Source organism: Paenibacillus sp. P4_E11 (assembly GCF_056401635.1).
Map to the genome: position 1 here is coordinate 70,223 of NZ_JBFUIX010000007.1, position 15,553 is coordinate 85,775.

14 protein-coding genes are annotated in these 15,553 nt (G+C 50.3%); all 14 read left to right on the forward strand.

The window, feature by feature from the left end:
* The first annotated feature begins 72 nt into the window (after nt 1–72).
* The 14 genes from AC1DWB_RS04985 (at nt 73) to AC1DWB_RS05050 (ending at nt 15,463) form a co-directional block, all read left to right on the forward strand.
* Nucleotides 73–804, forward strand: coding sequence for a 3D domain-containing protein (locus tag AC1DWB_RS04985; protein ID WP_477539931.1), 732 nt, complete (start codon nt 73–75; stop codon nt 802–804).
* A 140-nt stretch (nt 805–944) separates the two neighbouring features.
* Nucleotides 945–1,466 (forward strand): RNA polymerase sigma factor, encoded by a 522-nt coding sequence (locus AC1DWB_RS04990; protein ID WP_477539932.1) that lies wholly within the window; start codon nt 945–947, stop codon nt 1,464–1,466.
* A gap of 80 nt (nt 1,467–1,546) precedes the next feature.
* Entirely contained in the window at nt 1,547–1,678 is a 132-nt protein-coding gene (locus tag AC1DWB_RS04995; RefSeq protein ID WP_477539933.1) for a hypothetical protein, read from the forward strand.
* A gap of 344 nt (nt 1,679–2,022) precedes the next feature.
* Nucleotides 2,023–3,831, forward strand: a complete 1,809-nt coding sequence (locus tag AC1DWB_RS05000) for an ABC transporter ATP-binding protein (RefSeq protein ID WP_477539934.1) — start codon at nt 2,023–2,025, stop codon at nt 3,829–3,831.
* Complete coding sequence (locus AC1DWB_RS05005) at nt 3,828–5,558, forward strand: ABC transporter ATP-binding protein (RefSeq protein WP_477539935.1); 1,731 nt, start codon at nt 3,828–3,830, stop codon at nt 5,556–5,558. Before AC1DWB_RS05000 ends, AC1DWB_RS05005 begins: the two co-directional genes overlap by 4 nt.
* 125 nt (nt 5,559–5,683) lie before the next feature.
* Entirely contained in the window at nt 5,684–6,793 is a 1,110-nt protein-coding gene (gene liaF, locus AC1DWB_RS05010) for a cell wall-active antibiotics response protein LiaF (protein ID WP_477539936.1), read from the forward strand.
* The gene (locus AC1DWB_RS05015) at nt 6,790–7,830 is read left to right on the forward strand and encodes a HAMP domain-containing sensor histidine kinase (protein WP_477539937.1); all 1,041 of its coding nucleotides are present in this window, start codon (nt 6,790–6,792) and stop codon (nt 7,828–7,830) included. Before liaF ends, AC1DWB_RS05015 begins: the two co-directional genes overlap by 4 nt.
* A 1-nt stretch (nt 7,831) precedes the next feature.
* A complete protein-coding gene (locus AC1DWB_RS05020; protein ID WP_477539938.1) occupies nt 7,832–8,509 on the forward strand; it encodes a response regulator in 678 nt (225 codons plus the stop codon).
* Nucleotides 8,510–8,563: 54 nt separating this feature from the next.
* Nucleotides 8,564–8,986 (forward strand): YugN family protein, encoded by a 423-nt coding sequence (locus AC1DWB_RS05025; RefSeq protein WP_477539939.1) that lies wholly within the window; start codon nt 8,564–8,566, stop codon nt 8,984–8,986.
* A gap of 129 nt (nt 8,987–9,115) precedes the next feature.
* On the forward strand, nt 9,116–10,726 hold the full coding sequence (locus AC1DWB_RS05030) for a S1C family serine protease (protein ID WP_477539940.1): 1,611 nt from the start codon (nt 9,116–9,118) through the stop codon (nt 10,724–10,726).
* Between the two features lie 137 nt (nt 10,727–10,863).
* Nucleotides 10,864–11,550, forward strand: coding sequence for a response regulator transcription factor (locus AC1DWB_RS05035; protein ID WP_477539941.1), 687 nt, complete (start codon nt 10,864–10,866; stop codon nt 11,548–11,550).
* A gap of 4 nt (nt 11,551–11,554) precedes the next feature.
* Nucleotides 11,555–13,015: a sensor histidine kinase gene (locus AC1DWB_RS05040; protein ID WP_477539942.1), complete on the forward strand. Its 1,461-nt coding sequence runs from the start codon at nt 11,555–11,557 to the stop codon at nt 13,013–13,015.
* Nucleotides 13,016–13,073: 58 nt separating this feature from the next.
* Complete coding sequence (locus tag AC1DWB_RS05045) at nt 13,074–14,045, forward strand: 4-hydroxy-3-methylbut-2-enyl diphosphate reductase (protein ID WP_477539943.1); 972 nt, start codon at nt 13,074–13,076, stop codon at nt 14,043–14,045.
* A 164-nt stretch (nt 14,046–14,209) separates the two neighbouring features.
* Nucleotides 14,210–15,463, forward strand: coding sequence for a mannosyltransferase family protein (locus tag AC1DWB_RS05050; RefSeq protein ID WP_477539944.1), 1,254 nt, complete (start codon nt 14,210–14,212; stop codon nt 15,461–15,463).
* The last annotated feature ends 90 nt before the right edge of the window (nt 15,464–15,553 follow it).

The window sequence follows — 15,553 nt, forward strand, 5'->3', positions numbered from 1 at the left end:
TCGGAATTTCGCCGATAGGATGCATAATCCTTTTTGGATTGGGACACCCTCCTTATAGGGAGGAATCTACTCATGTATTCTTCGACGATGAACCGCACCAGATGGTTCAGTGTCATTGTATTCACCGTAATCGTATTAACCGCATTATGGCCGCTGCGGAACCAAAGTGCAGTCGGAGCAGGGCAGCCTACGATGCGTTCGCACAAGCAAGATCAGTCCGCCAAGCAACAAGGCGATGCCCATGTACAATCGTCAGCCGCACCGGAAGTGCCAGTCAGCAGCTTCAGCTCCGCGCAGCAAATCGTACGTGAGCGGTTATCCAAGATCAAGTCCGCACAAGAATTAATGGAACGCAATAAGAGCTTTCCGATGCTGCACGAGGACTTCAGTCAGTTCAAGAGCAGTATGGAAGTGATGGCAACCGGATATTACGCGGGTGTCGAGTCGACAGGCAAGAAGCCGGGGCACCCTGAGTATGGCATTACGTATTCCGGAGTTAAGGTAAAGCATGGAATATTGTCGACGATCGCTGCCGATCCGAAAGTATTCCCGCTAGGAACGATTCTGTATATACCTGGGTATGGATACGGAATTGTGGCAGATACAGGCTCCGCCATCAAAGGAAAGAAAATCGACCTGTACTATAAGAGCAAAGCTCAAATATACAAAGAATGGGGTAAGAAGAAGGTCAATGTGTTCGTCGTCCAGACTGGCAACGGGAAAGTGACGGAACAAACCTTGCAGCAGTGGAATGATATCATGACCGCCATTGCTACCAGACAAGATCTTCCTTATCCGCTTTAAAAAAATTGTGAAATCGGCGTTGTTTCGTTACAAGAAACACGTCGATTTCTTTTTTTTGATGCGAAATTATGGTAGAATGAGAGATGAAAGCGTGTGCACAATGTTGCAGGCTATGTCTATATTTGCAGGAGATGATACCCATGTGGACACGTGCGGTCGAATGGGATGGGGTCAATCAAGAAGAGCAAGAGTTGTTGCTGCAAGAACTGTATAAGCAGATGTTTATTGTAGCCTATTCGATTATGCGTGACCGTTACACGGCTATGGATGTCGTCCAGGAGTCGTGGCTTAAGATCCTGATGAAGCTCGACACCCTTAAGGACCCGGAGAAGATAACGCAGTGGGCCAAGGTGATTGCAACGAATACAGCCTTCAATATGATGAAACGTAATTCCAGGCAAGCGACACAAATCTCGGAGGAAGCGAGCCGATATCAGACGGAGTCGAAATCGGACGTAGAAGAGATCGTGGTTCAGAAAATGATATGTGAATCGATCTCACTTCTGGACGATACGACGAGGCGTATATTCGAATATAAATATTTCGAGGATCTGAAGGATCAGGACATCGCAGACAAGCTGGACATGCCAGTCGGCACGGTGAAAGCTAGACTGCATCGAGGGAAAGAACAGCTTCGCAGCCTGCTTGGAGATTCAATCTGACAGCAGCTGCAGTCATGTTAGCTGCTCACATATTATGCTCCTGGACCGTTTATACTAAGGTCCGTGGAGGTGATTATCCAATGGCTAAGAACAAACAAAACAATATCAAAGCAGCTCAGAACCAACAAAATAATGCTGAGTTTGCTCAAGAGCAAAACGTGAATGCAACGAATAAAGCAACACAAAAAGCAAACCAAAATATGAACAAATAACGTATTTGTTCACAGAGGAAGAGGTCACAGCCCGAGTGCTGTGGCCTCTTTCTGTCGTGAGCTAGACGCCGCGGCGGGTCTGTGAGATGGAGCCAAGGGGTCCCGGAGGCTGTGCCGTTAATTGCTTGCCTTGAAAGATGCATTAACCACCAAGGACATGGCCGTAGGGCCGTAGGCCGGGTTTTTCTAAAGAGCCACATTGTTATAGGGTTTTTTTCCAGACAAACAGCAAAATATCTAATAAATTGTCAAATTTACAGCATATTTTTCCAGGGCATAACTATTTACCATGGGATACACTAAGAAATTTGTATGATTATGGATACTGCGGGGGAATCAGAGAAATGACAAGTAAACTGGCGATCAGCCCAGCCAAGACAACCAAGACGGCCAAGAACAAAGGCCATAGCTACTGGACTATCTACATTTGGGTACTCACGTATTTGAAGCCTTACGCCAGCTATGTTGCCGGCTTCGTGGGGTGCGGGGTGATGTTGGCTGGAGCCGAATTGCTGGTCCCTCGATTCATCCAGATTCTTGTAGATCACGTATTACCTGAGCGGAATATCCAGCTGTTCCTATGGCTGATCGGCGGATTGGGCGCCATCCTATTATTCAGAGTTATTGCGAACATCGGCAAAAATATGCTGCAGCGCCATTTTACCGAGAAAGCATCACGAGACTTACAGCTGTCCGTACTCCAGAAATTGCGGAAACTTGGATACGCTTACTATGAGAAACATCCCGTCGGGGAAACGTTGGCATTCTTCCATACCGAGACAGCAGCGGTGCAAAGGCTATACAGCGACCTGCTTCCGGCGATGATCCTGAGTGGAATAATGTTGCTACTGTCGGTCGTGATGCTGCTGTCGATCCATATGGCGCTAAGCTTGGTTGTGCTGCCTAGTCTTGCCTTATATTACATAACAGGTCATCATTTCGATAAGAGAGCGGCAAGCTACCGCAAGGAAACGAACGATGTACGTACGGAAGTTAACAGCAGATTGTACAACAGCGTATCCGGTCAAGCGGAAATTCGGATCAACGGTACGCAATCATGGGACATCGAGTGCCTGCTGGAAAAGCAAATCATTCTCAACAAGGTCGAGCATAAAATGTGGGTGTTTGTGTACGCGAGAATTGTTTCCAGGACCTTCGCCGTATATTTGGGCATTCTGGCTTTCTTTGCTGTGGGGAGTCACTTGGTAATGAACGGCCAGTTGTCGTTAGGCGCTTTCCTCGCGTTCTCGCTGTATTACTTCGATGTCGCCTTTGGAATTACCCGTATTATCAACAATTTAACGACTCAGAAAGCACTGTTGTTCCAAGCCGAACGCATTCATGATTTCATGCAGGAAACACCTGTTGTACAGGAGGCAACGGAGACAGTGATTCTGGACAAGGTGCGCGGAGAGTTTCAATTCAATAATGTGCATTTCGGATATAATCAAGATCGTTTGGTGCTAAACGGGTTTGACCTGCATATTCGGTCGGGTCAGAAGGTTGCACTTGTCGGAGCGAGCGGGAACGGGAAATCTACTTTGCTGAAACTCATCGGGCGTTTCTATGATCCGCAACAAGGAGACATACGGTTGGACGGCAAGCCGCTGCGTATGGTTCCGTTGTCTGCGCTTCGTCGTTCGATCGGCTTCGTATTCCAGGAGACGTATTTGTTCGGTTCTTCGATTAAGGAGAATATCCGATTCGGCAAGCTAGACGCGACGGATGAGGAGCTCATGCAAGCGGCTAAGGCGGCGAATGCGCACGACTTCATCATGCAATTGGCGGAAGGCTACGATACGCTGGTTGGCGAACGCGGCGTGAAACTGTCTGGAGGTCAGAGACAGCGGATTGCGATTGCGCGTATGTTCATTAAACAGCCTGCTGTTATCCTGCTTGACGAAGCTACTTCGGCGTTGGATACAGCGAGTGAATCCGAAGTACAGAATGCCCTGCGTGAGCTATTAACAGGGCGGACGACGATTGCTGTGGCTCACCGATTATCGACGATTCGGGATTATGATGTCATTGTAGTGATAGATGGAGGGAAAGTCGTGGAAAGCGGCTCCTATACGGAGCTCATGCAGCGAAAGGGAGCTTTGTATCAATTGGAATCCGGTCATGTTGCCATGACGGTGGGAGGGGCCGTATGAGCGGATTGAGATGGGCATTGGGATATGTCAAGCGAATAAAAGTAAGTTATATAGGGGCCTTCGTATTATTGGTAGTATTCACGCTTGGGGATACGTTGTTAATCGGAGTACAGAAGTTTCTAGTCGACAATGTTCTGATCCAAAAGCAGTATGATCAGCTGCTCCCGCTGCTTGTTGTGTTTGCAGTGGCAATTGTTATTCAGAATGGTGCGTTGTTCTTCGGCAATCTGACCTTCTTATACAATGAATATCGCGTACGTACATTAATCCTGGTTGATCTGCTCAAAAGCTTGCACCGGATTCCGATGCCGAGCTTCCAGAAAGAACGAACGGGAGCCATCCTGCACACACTGACTCGAGATTCCTTGTTGATGTCTAACTTGCTGACGAACTTCTTCCCACGTGAGCTTCAGCATACATGGAGGGCCTTGTTCTATTGCAGCATAATCGGATATCTCCACGCTCCATTGCTCATTGTTGTATTCATCGTTAGTGTAGTTTATGTAGCAGCTATTCGTTATTTCGCACCCAAACTGAAGAGGATGTCTGAAGACATTCAGACGTCTCGGGCGGGATTGTTAGTGCATATCGAGGAGGGGGTCTCAGCCTCCCGCGAGGTCATAGCTTTCGATCGAATCGATTGGGAGCGACAGAAGTACCATTCCTTGTTCGACGCCCTCTTTGCGAAGATCCTGCAAGAAGGCAGGCTGCTTAATAAATCGATCTTGTCCAGCGATTTCATGCACTGGATTGCCTATTTCATCGTCATCGGCTACGGGGGGATGGAAGTGTATCGAGGTACGCTATCGGTCGGATCCTATATCATATTGATTCAATATACATCCGTGCTGTTATACGCCGTTGAAGGCATGTATAACCTTGCGGTTAACACGGCTTCCCGCTATTCTTCATTAACACGTGTGAAACAGGTAATCGACTCCGAGGAGATGGAGGACGGGGACTGTGACCTGAGTCGTGTGGAGCAGCTCCGATTCGACCGTGTAACCTTTCGCTATATAGAAGGGACTCGTCCGGTGCTTGATCAGATGAATCTGGATTTCCCCATTGGTCGTAAAATAGCATTCGTAGGTATGAGCGGCGGCGGGAAGTCGACGATCGGTCAATTGCTGATCCGGTTCTTCGATCCGCAAGAAGGGAATATTGTGGTCAATCATATGCCACTTACGCAGATCAGCCGAGCAGCGTGGCAGAGACAAGTATGCTGCGTTCTTCAGGATCCTTATTTGTTCCCAGACTCGATACGCAACAATGTGCTCATGGGACGGGATTATACGGAGTCCGAGATGATTCGGGCAGCGCAGCTCGCCGAGATCGATGAGCATATTCAGACGCTGCCACAAGGTTACGATAGCGAGATCGGGGAGCGGGGCATATTGCTGTCAGGCGGTCAGCGTCAGCGGATTGCGTTAGCTCGTGCTATGCTGGCCAATCCCGATATTCTTATTCTGGATGAAGCGACATCCGCCCTTGATCTGGAGACCGAACGGCGTGTGCAAGCGAATATTGATCACGTGCGGAGCGGCAATACAACGATAATCATTGCCCATCGACTGTCCACAATCCAGAATGCGGACATTATTTATGTGCTGGATCAAGGTGCGGTTGTGGAGTCAGGGACCCACGAAACACTGATGCTTCTGAATGGTGTTTACACGCGTCTTGTGGCAGAAAGTCAGAAGCAAGATGGATTAGATGCAGTTTCTTAACCCGGATTCGCCTCCGCCTGTAGACCGAGAACGAATTCCACCCCACGGCTCTTTGTTTATGTCGCCATTTCTACTACAATAGGGATAGGAAATCGTTAACAATGATATTTTACGGGGGAACAGGCATGCGTAACGATATAGGGGGAAAAGTTTTAGGCGGGCTCATCCTGATAGCTATAGGCGTAGTGTTTCTGCTGAATCAACTCGGGATCTGGAGCGTGGACATAGGCTACGTGTTCAAGAACTACTGGCCGGTTATTCTGATTATGTTCGGGCTGAAGGGCATTCTGATCCAGAGAAGGCTGGACTACGGCTGGGGCGGGTCTTACTTATGGAATCTGATCGTGGTTGTGGTCGGACTCGTATTCTTGAACAACAACCTAAGGTGGTTTAATCAGATCGGTTTCGAAGATATATTCAAATTCCTTGTTCCGTTCATATTGATCGTCTTGGGATTGAACATGTTGTTGCGGCCGAGGAAGAGCCAGAAGCAGCAGCCGAAGGAACAGAAAGAGCCGGTATGGACGAATCCGACGGAGTCGCCCTTCCAGCCGTATTCAACCTATGAACCGCCGAAAGTTCCGACTGAACCCATGGAGCCGACTGAACCGGGAAGTCCACCTGTAACACCGATTCCTCCAAGTCCGCCAACCGGTGATGCACCGTTTCCACCTGAGATTGAGCCAGTCATCGTGAAGGATTGGAACAATTGGAAGGAGCAGCTCAAGGAAGATTGGGGCAAGCATCGGGATAGCTGGCACAAGGACTTGAGCAACCACAATCGGGATAAACGCCGAGATCATCGGGAGCAACGCGAACAGCATCGCCAGCAATACCAGCATTCCCATGATGATGGCGTGCAGCACAGACACAACTTCATTGGTGATCTTCACGTGGGACAAGACTACTGGGAGCTTAGCCCGATGAATATCTCACATTTTATCGGCGATACGGAGCTGGATCTAACTCGTGCGGTTATCCCATACGGAGAGACGAAGATTAACATCTCCGCCTTTATCGGCGATGTGAAGGTGTTCGTGCCGAACGATGTGCAGCTTGAAGTAAGCGTGACGGCTTCCTCCTTCTTGGGTGACATTAGTGTATTCGAGCGCAGGGAGGGCGGTATGTTCCGCAGCATGCAATCGGCCTCCCCTGGATACAAGGATGCTGAGAAGCAGGTGCGAATCGTAGTCAGCATGTTTATCGGCGATGTAAGGGTGAAGCGGGTCGGATGAAATTCATACTCATAAACTCAAAGAACGTCAAGTGGCAGCTGCTCGGGTATTTCGGGCTTCTGCTGCTTCTGTTTGGCGGAGGATTGGCGGCTGCGCGCCTGTTCTGGCTCGATTGGTTGTCGGATGAGATTGTCTGGATTGAATTCATGCTGGTGTTAGCGGCGCTATGTTTATTCGCGGGCTATATGGTCGCCATTCAGTTTCAGCGCAAGATCGATTCCTTGCACTTGGCTATTCTCCAGCTATCGAGGGGCAATTTGTCGGAGCGCATTCGTCCACTCGGCCTGGATCCATTCGATCGCATCTACAGCGATTTCAACAACATGGCGGGTTCCTTGGAAAAACGAATCATGTTGCTGCAAAAAGTTGGCGAAGAAAATGTCATGCTGCTCACGCCATCCAATGAAACAGCAGTAACCGAAGAGCGTAAGCGATTGGCACGGGATTTGCATGACACGGTCAGTCAACAGCTGTTCGCTATTCACATGTCGGCATCATCTTCGGCGAAGTTGGTGGAACGAGGGGATTACAGCCAGGCACAGACGATTCTGGGCCAGTTGGTCGACATATCCGCCTTGACACAAAAGCAGTTAAGAGGCCTGCTGGCCCAGCTTCGACCGATTGAACTGGAAGGCAAGCGGCTGGCCGAGGCGCTGGACAAATGGTTCCCGGATTATTGCCGCCACAATGGCTTGCAGGGCAATATGGATATAAGGCTGACCGAAACGATGTCGGAAGCGATGGAGCATCAGCTGTTCCTGATTATTCAGGAAGGCATGGCGAATGTCGTCAAGCATGCGTCGGCACAGCATGTGAATCTGGTGCTGCAGGATAATGGCAATCAGTACGTGCTGGAGATTAACGATGATGGCCGAGGCTTCCAACAGGAAGGGGAGCGGATGCATTCCTATGGACTGTCGACGATGCGAGAACGTGCTTCGAAGCTAGGTGGAGAGTTGGAGATCACAAGCAAGACGGGCGCGGGCACCCGGGTGAAAGTATATATGCCGAAATTCGCACAAGGGGAGCAAGAGTAGCATGACAACTCGAACGAAGATTATGATCGTGGATGATCATGATATGGTAAGACTGGGCTTGCGGACGTATTTGTCGATGGAAGCTGATTTCCACGTAATGGGTGAAGCCGTGAACGGCAAGGAAGCGATCGAGAAGTTAAGCTGCATACAGGATGAGGAAGGGAAACCAGATGTCATACTGATGGACTTGATGATGCCGCATATGGACGGCGTAGAAGCGACCCGAGAAGTGTGCCGGCTTATTCCGACTGTGAAGGTCGTGCTTCTTACGAGCTTCCTCGAGGATGAGAAGGTGGTGCAAGCGATTGAAGCGGGTGCTGTCACGTATGTGATGAAGACGGTATCAGCCGACGAACTCGCGCATGTGATCCGAAGCGCCTCCCGCGGCTTCCAGATGATGAACGCTGACGTCTCGCAAGCGTTGACCCGCGGGTTGAGGCAGCGTTCCGCCGTCGGCCGCGAGGAATCGGAAGGTCTGACGGTTCGGGAGAAGGAAGTGCTGCTCCTGATTGCCGACGGGAAGACGAATAAGGACATCTCCGAAGAACTGCACATCAGCATTAAGACGGTGAAGACACATGTGAGTAATCTGCTCATGAAGTGCGAGCTGGAGGACCGGACGCAGTTGGCCATTTACGCCCATCGAAAGGGCTGGATCCATAACGTTAATAACACATAGAATAGTCAGATTTGGCTCATCCTAGGGGAAAAAAGAAATCCTAAGGAGATTGCCATGAGACCCTTATCTTCAACATTAGAAAACTATGTAGGCGAGTATGACCGGATGAAGGATGTGCTGCAGCAGCATCAGTTCACACTTGGAGGCAACTGGGATTACGATCACGGTTGTTACGACCGATACTTGGATGAGGCTCATCAAGTATGGCTGCGCATTCCGTTCGTAGTAATAGCAGGCACGCTGGATGGCGAGAACACAGCCAATCCGCATACGACCGTGAGCATTGGCACACCATTCGTACTGAAGCATGTGTACAACGAAGGGCTGGATAATGAAGTGCAACCTCGCGTCTATGCGGCGGTGCTCGATCAATTCCAGGAACCGGTGGACAAGGACGCCACGGTTGAAGATCATTGGGTGAACGAAGCTCAAAGCATATTAGGACATGTTGAAACAGCTATAATCAAGTCTGTATAAACTTTTAGCTCCCATTTAGTTTTTTTTAAGGTTGGTTTAAGGTTTAACGTGTTAAATAAAGACTAAGAATAAAACATAAATACTTATCTTATTCAACCTTAAACAAACAAACCCGGGAGGAGAATAAATATGGATAACAACAAACGTGATTACAACGAGTTTTTCGAAGGAGGTCGCGACGATTCGATAGGCAAGGACGACCGTCGTGAACGACAACACGATCAAGAGCATGGAGAGTCCTACAACGAGAGCCGGGATTCCGGCAGCCACTCGCAGGAGAAATCGTCCTACTACTACTCCTATGGTCCATTCAAATCCTCTTCGATGAAAGAAGAGACGCCATCGGCATCGCGCGACGATGGAGAAGCAACGCCTGTAGAAATCACTTCTCCTCGTCCGCTTCGACCTTATTACGGATACGGCGAACAAGGACAGCAGAATCGACAACCAACATCACCATCCCAATGGGACTACAATCCGGCCAAGAAGAGATTTCCGCTGAAGAGCTACTTCATTACTTTCCTTGCTGGTGCCGTTGTCGTATCGGGCTTGATGTTCACCTCGGATCGAATGAACTTGTTCAGCAACGACAATTCCCCTGCGATGACTTCGAACAGCGGAGGTGGGGCGAAGTCAGCTGTGAATTCGAATGGCGGCAATGGTGGAGCTTCCACGGCAGCATTGAATGAGATCGTACGTCCCGGCAACATATCCGACATCGTGAACAATACGAGTGGAGCTGTCGTGAAGATCAACACTTATGTTAGTGCTGGCTCCAATAAATCCCAGCGCAACGGGGTTAGCAGCGACGATATATTCAATTACTTCTTCGGGAATGGAGGCAATGGAGGCAATGGAGGCAATTCTTCCAAAACTCCAACTGACAGCACGAAGCGTCAAGCCAACGGATTAGGTTCCGGCTTCATCTTCGATAAGTCGGGTTACATCTTGACCAACCAACATGTTGTCGATGGCGCTTCTGAGATTGAAGTCGAAGTGCAAGGCTACAGCAAGCCGTTCAAGGCGAAGCTGATGGGTTCTGAGTACAACTTGGACTTGGCCGTACTGAAGATTGAAGATAGCAAAGACTTCCCGTTCTTACCGATGGGCAGCTCGGATGATATCAAGGTTGGCGAGTGGGTTGTAGCAATCGGGAACCCGTATGGCTTCGATCACACGGTAACCGTTGGTGTAGTAAGCGCCAAGGAACGTCCGATCGATATTCCAGACAACCAAGGGACGCGTAAATACGAGCATTTGTTGCAGACAGACGCTTCCATTAACCCTGGGAATTCCGGTGGTCCTCTGCTTAACCTGAATGGGGAAGTAATCGGGATCAATACAGCAGTCAGCGCACAAGCTCAAGGGATCGGCTTCGCTATTCCGACGAGCACGGTGACGGCGGTTCTTGATAACTTGAAGACGGGTGTGAAGATGCCGCAACCGTATATCGGCGTTGGATTGAATGATATTCAAGATGAATGGGTGAAGCAGCTGAATTTGGAAAACAACAAAGGTTCCGTCATTACACAAGTGGAATCCGGCAGCCCGGCTTCCAAGGCAGGCTTGACAGCTGGTGATGTGATCATTGAAGTGAACGGAACGGCTGTGTCCAATAGCACGGAAGTGACGACCAAGATCAAGGCACTCAAGGCCGACGATAAGGTAACATTGAAGATTGTCAGAGATGGCAAGAAGATGGAAACCTTCGTTATCGTGGGAGACCGCAATAAGTCATAATTATGGCTGCACATGCGCCAATTGCAGCTCTGTCAGCAGGAAAGCGGACCGGAAGCGTAAGCTCCACTGCTTTCCTGCTTTTGTTTATCAGTGGTACAATGGGAAGATCAGATATCAGGAAGAAGGAAGTGACGATTATGAGAGAAAAGATCGTCGTCATCGACGATGACGCCAAGATCACTTCAATGTTGAAGCGTTCGCTCGCGTTCGAAGGCTATGCGGTCGCGACCGCATCGAACGGGCAAGAAGGGCTTAAGCTGCTGCTGCAGGAGGAACCGAATCTAGTCGTACTGGATGTCATGATGCCTCAGCTAGACGGTTGGGAAGTGTGTCGGAGAATCCGCGAGAGTGGCAGCGAAGTGCCGATCTTGATGTTGACGGCCAAGGACGAAGTTGCGGATCGCGTCAAGGGTCTTGATCTGGGCGCAGACGACTACTTGGTCAAGCCGTTCGCGCTGGAGGAGTTGCTGGCGCGAGTGCGCTCGCTGCTGCGGCGGCGCGCGGATAAGGCCGAGCAGCAGACACACCGCGTACAGGCGGAGGATGTGCTGCTTGATCTGGATACGCGGGAAGTGAACCGCGAAGGGAAGTCGATCGAGCTGACGACGAAGGAGTTCGATCTGTTGCATCTGTTCCTGCAGAATCCGCGCCGCGTCCTGTCACGGGATCTGATCATGGAGAAGGTGTGGGGCTACGATTACAGCGGCGAGTCCAACGTGCTCGAGGTGTATATCGCCCTGCTTCGGCAGAAGCTGGAGGAGCACGGCGGCAAGCGTATCATTCAGACGGTACGGGGAGCGGGTTACGTACTGAGAGGGGAATAACACCATGTCGATCCGTTTGCGGCTGACCCTATGGTATACGGTCATATTGGCCGTAACTTTGGTGACGCTAGGGTTTGCGATCTATTTCTCGTTGTCCACAAGCTTAATGGGGGATTTAAAGGATAAAGTTAAAGCGAAGGGGGACGAGGTAGCCACCCAGTTCAGGCCAGTCCTGCGCAGAGGAGGCTCTTTGGGATTGACTCTTCCCCAACTGGATACGTTTCAAACCGGGATGGTCATGCAGGTTATATATCCTAATGGCGAGCCGATCAGTCAATCCGCCAACCTTGGGATGACCTTACCCTTAAGCAAACAAACATTGGATCTGGCTACGAAAAAGCAATCGTATTATGAAATCATCGAATTCGGCCAGACATCTGTGCTTGTTTATAATTATTCACTTGTGTTACAAAATGAATTAGTAGCCATTCTTCGGGTCGCAAGTAGCACCGACTCGATGGACAACACGCTGCACCAACTGAAGTTCACACTGATCCTGGTCGGTTTCTTCGTCGTGCTCCTGGCCGCCTCTGTCGGCTGGTTCCTGGCGCGCAAGGCGCTGCGACCGATCGAGGGCGTCATCGAAGCGGCCAACCGCATCGAGAAGGGCGCCGACCTTGACCGGCGCATCGACTACATCGGGCCGTCCGATGAGATCGGACGGCTGACGGACACGATCAACGGGATGCTGGCACGCATCCAGACGATGTACACGGAGCTCGACGATGCCTACCGGGCGCAGCGGCGATTCGTGTCCGACGCCTCGCACGAACTGCGCACGCCGCTCACCACGATTCGCGGCAACGTGGAGCTCCTGGAGAAGATGTGGAGCTCCGCGAATAAGCCGGGTTCCGCCGGTGTGAACGGCGTAAGTGACGAGAACGTAGAGATGTCGCTGGAAGCGATGCGCGACATCTCCGACGAGGCCGAGCGGATGAGCCGCATGGTGAACGACCTGCTGTCACTTGCGCGTGCGGACGCTGGCCAGACGATTCGCAAAGATCCAGTGGAGCTCAAGCCGCTGGTCGATGAAGTCGTGCGGCGCGCGCAGTTCCTTCCCAGGACGGTAGAGTGGATCGTAGGCGATACCGTAGCCCTCAACGGTGTCATTGTGAACGGGAATAAAGACTATTTGCAGCAGCTCTTATTCATCTTTATCGAAAACGGCTTCAAATACACGGATGAGGGAAGCGTCAGGCTGGACTTTATCCGCACAGAGCGTCAGATCGGTCTAAGAATCAGCGATACGGGGATTGGGATGGACAAGGAAGAAATACCTCACATCTTCGAACGTTTCTACCGGGCTGACCCTTCTCGTGGAACGAAAGCTGGAACCGGGCTAGGACTATCCATCGCCAAATGGATAATAGATGAACATGGGGGCTCGATCGAGGTCATGACGCAGAAAGAACTGGGCACGACGTTCGTCATTTGGCTGCCTACCTCTATGCCGCTTCCTTCCTAGTAGCGGATACGCTATAATAGTGGGGATATACAGTCCTTATGATGGAAGGATGAATGGCATGGAAGTGTTAAAAATTTCTCCCAGAGGGTATTGCTACGGTGTTGTGGATGCGATGGTGTTAGCGAGACAGACAGCTCGCAATCTTGACCTTCCTCGGCCGATCTATATATTAGGCATGATCGTGCATAATAGTCACGTTACGGAAGCGTTCGAAGAAGATGGGATTATTACACTGGACGGGAACGACCGGTTGGAGATCCTGGATAAGGTCGAGCAGGGAACGGTTATCTTCACAGCCCACGGTGTTTCGCCAGAAGTGCGGAAACGTGCACGCGACAAAGGCTTGACGGTCGTCGATGCCACTTGTCCCGATGTGACCAAGACGCACGATCTGATTCGGGAAAAGGTAGCAGAAGGCTACGAGATCATCTATATCGGCAAGAAGGGTCACCCTGAGCCGGAAGGTGCCATAGGGATTGCGCCCGACAACGTGCATCTGATCGAGAAGGAAGCGGAGATTGAAACGCTGCAACTGCACACCGATCGCATCACGATTACGAATCAGACGACGATGAGCCAGTGGGATATCCGGCACATCATCAACAAATTGATCGCCAAGTTTCCGACCGCTGAAGTGCACAATGAAATATGTTTGGCTACGCAGGTTCGGCAGGAGGCGGTGGCCGAGCAGGCCAAGGAGTGCGATCTCGTCATCGTTGTCGGCGACCCGAAGAGCAACAATTCCAATCGACTCGCTCAAGTATCGGAAGAGATCGCGGGAACAATAGCATATCGGATCTCGGATGTGTCCGAGCTGAAGCTCGAATGGCTAGATGGGGTGCGAATTGTTGGCGTCACTTCCGGTGCTTCCACACCTACGCCGATTACGAAGGAAGTGATCGCGTATCTGGAGCAGTTCGATCCGGCGGATGCCAATACTTGGCCAATCGTACGGACGATCAACAAGAGCAAGCTGCTCCCGCCGGTCAAGGCGTTGGCGGTCAAGACGGCTGTCGGAGACGGGGATTAGTACGGCGTAATTCGGGAACGGAGGGAAACCGATGTTCCTCTTTTTTTTGTCCAACGTATTAACTGCCTTCGTTGTGCATTTCAGCGCATTTCGGGTATTATAGTAACGAACATACATAACCCTCCGTATGGTGGAATCGAAATGAGTGATCGAACCTGGAAACGATGGAAGCAAGAACCCTTACGACAAGACCGATTCGATTTCTGATCCTAATATTCATACTCACAAGAATACTCGTATACGTCACGTCCTACTTCGGCATGAACTTGTTCTCGAGTTATACGACTCCTTCTGAATACGAAACCGTGGAATGGCCAGGTACGATAAGTCAGCATATGCTGTTGGAAACCGACTTGTTGAAGACGAAAGTACCTCAGCTCTCACAATTCCTGACGGCCGATACGTTCGCCTACATAGGCATGGCGGAAACGGGATACGATGACTATCGGATCGATGAGCCCCATCCACCCGCCAACTGGGTGTTCTTTCCGTTGTTTCCTCTCTTGCTTAGGCTGTTCTCAGCACTAACAAGCCTGAGCCCAATCGTAGTGGGGCTGATCATATCGAACCTATTCCTGCTCGTATCCATGATATTCCTATACCGGATTGCGATCATCAGGGGGCTGAAGGATTACGAAGCAAGAATTGCGGTCTGTCTGCTTCTAATCGCGCCTGCTTCGATATTCTTCGCCGTCCCGTATACCGAAAGTTTATTTCTTATGCTGATCACAGGGGCGGTATACTATTCACTCCGAGGCAAGTGGTTTCCTGCGTTCCTGTTGGCGGGTCTGTCAACGGTTACTCGGAATGTAGGAGTGGTCATCTTCGCTTACACTTGCTGCTCGCTCTTGCTGGATAAACAGCTTTGGAAATTTCATTGGCGGGATTGGCGATTGCTCCTGTATTTCCTGATCGGCTGTGTCCCGCTTGCGTCTTATCTCGGCTATATGAAATGGCTGACAGGCGATTTCCTCGCGCCCCTTCACGAGCAGTTGAACTGGGGAAGATATACGACACTTCCGTTTGTAAGCTACATTCGCTACTTGACCCAGCCCTATTTTCAGACAAGCTCCGGGTGGGAGAATGGCCTGATTTCTTTCCTGATCGCGACGTCCGTTCTACTTGTATTCATCGGATATCTGATCTACATGATTCGGAATTGGAGCAGTCTGTCCAGGAAAGGACATCAATTACTCTTGTTCGGAGCCGGTCTTCTGCTCATGATCATTCCATTCAGCAGTGGTGAACATTTGGCCAGCATTCCGAGATATATGACGGTATGTTTCCCGTTTTACTTATACCTAGTGGAGATGTTCCGACATCGATTGATGGTTGTAGCCGGGTACGCCTTGCTTGCGTTCATGTTCCATATCGTGTTCATTATCGGATACTTTAACAATTATGTGTTCGTGTTCTAACCAGTTCCAACCAATACCTGATACATAACAAGTTCGTTGGTGGTTTTCTATGAATTCAGGTATAATGGGGAGTAGCGGTGCCGTAGATAG

Bases quoted from the DNA above. Each gene is read 5' to 3' on its own strand.
- AC1DWB_RS04985 (WP_477539931.1), top strand. From the start codon at position 73: ATGTATTCTTCGACGATGAACCGCACCAGATGGTTCAGTGTCATTGTA.
- AC1DWB_RS04990 (WP_477539932.1), top strand. From the start codon at position 945: ATGTGGACACGTGCGGTCGAATGGGATGGGGTCAATCAAGAAGAGCAA.
- AC1DWB_RS04995 (WP_477539933.1), top strand. From the start codon at position 1,547: ATGGCTAAGAACAAACAAAACAATATCAAAGCAGCTCAGAACCAACAA.
- AC1DWB_RS05000 (WP_477539934.1), top strand. From the start codon at position 2,023: ATGACAAGTAAACTGGCGATCAGCCCAGCCAAGACAACCAAGACGGCC.
- AC1DWB_RS05005 (WP_477539935.1), top strand. From the start codon at position 3,828: ATGAGCGGATTGAGATGGGCATTGGGATATGTCAAGCGAATAAAAGTA.
- liaF (WP_477539936.1), top strand. From the start codon at position 5,684: ATGCGTAACGATATAGGGGGAAAAGTTTTAGGCGGGCTCATCCTGATA.
- AC1DWB_RS05015 (WP_477539937.1), top strand. From the start codon at position 6,790: ATGAAATTCATACTCATAAACTCAAAGAACGTCAAGTGGCAGCTGCTC.
- AC1DWB_RS05020 (WP_477539938.1), top strand. From the start codon at position 7,832: ATGACAACTCGAACGAAGATTATGATCGTGGATGATCATGATATGGTA.
- AC1DWB_RS05025 (WP_477539939.1), top strand. From the start codon at position 8,564: ATGAGACCCTTATCTTCAACATTAGAAAACTATGTAGGCGAGTATGAC.
- AC1DWB_RS05030 (WP_477539940.1), top strand. From the start codon at position 9,116: ATGGATAACAACAAACGTGATTACAACGAGTTTTTCGAAGGAGGTCGC.
- AC1DWB_RS05035 (WP_477539941.1), top strand. From the start codon at position 10,864: ATGAGAGAAAAGATCGTCGTCATCGACGATGACGCCAAGATCACTTCA.
- AC1DWB_RS05040 (WP_477539942.1), top strand. From the start codon at position 11,555: ATGTCGATCCGTTTGCGGCTGACCCTATGGTATACGGTCATATTGGCC.
- AC1DWB_RS05045 (WP_477539943.1), top strand. From the start codon at position 13,074: ATGGAAGTGTTAAAAATTTCTCCCAGAGGGTATTGCTACGGTGTTGTG.
- AC1DWB_RS05050 (WP_477539944.1), top strand. From the start codon at position 14,210: ATGGAAGCAAGAACCCTTACGACAAGACCGATTCGATTTCTGATCCTA.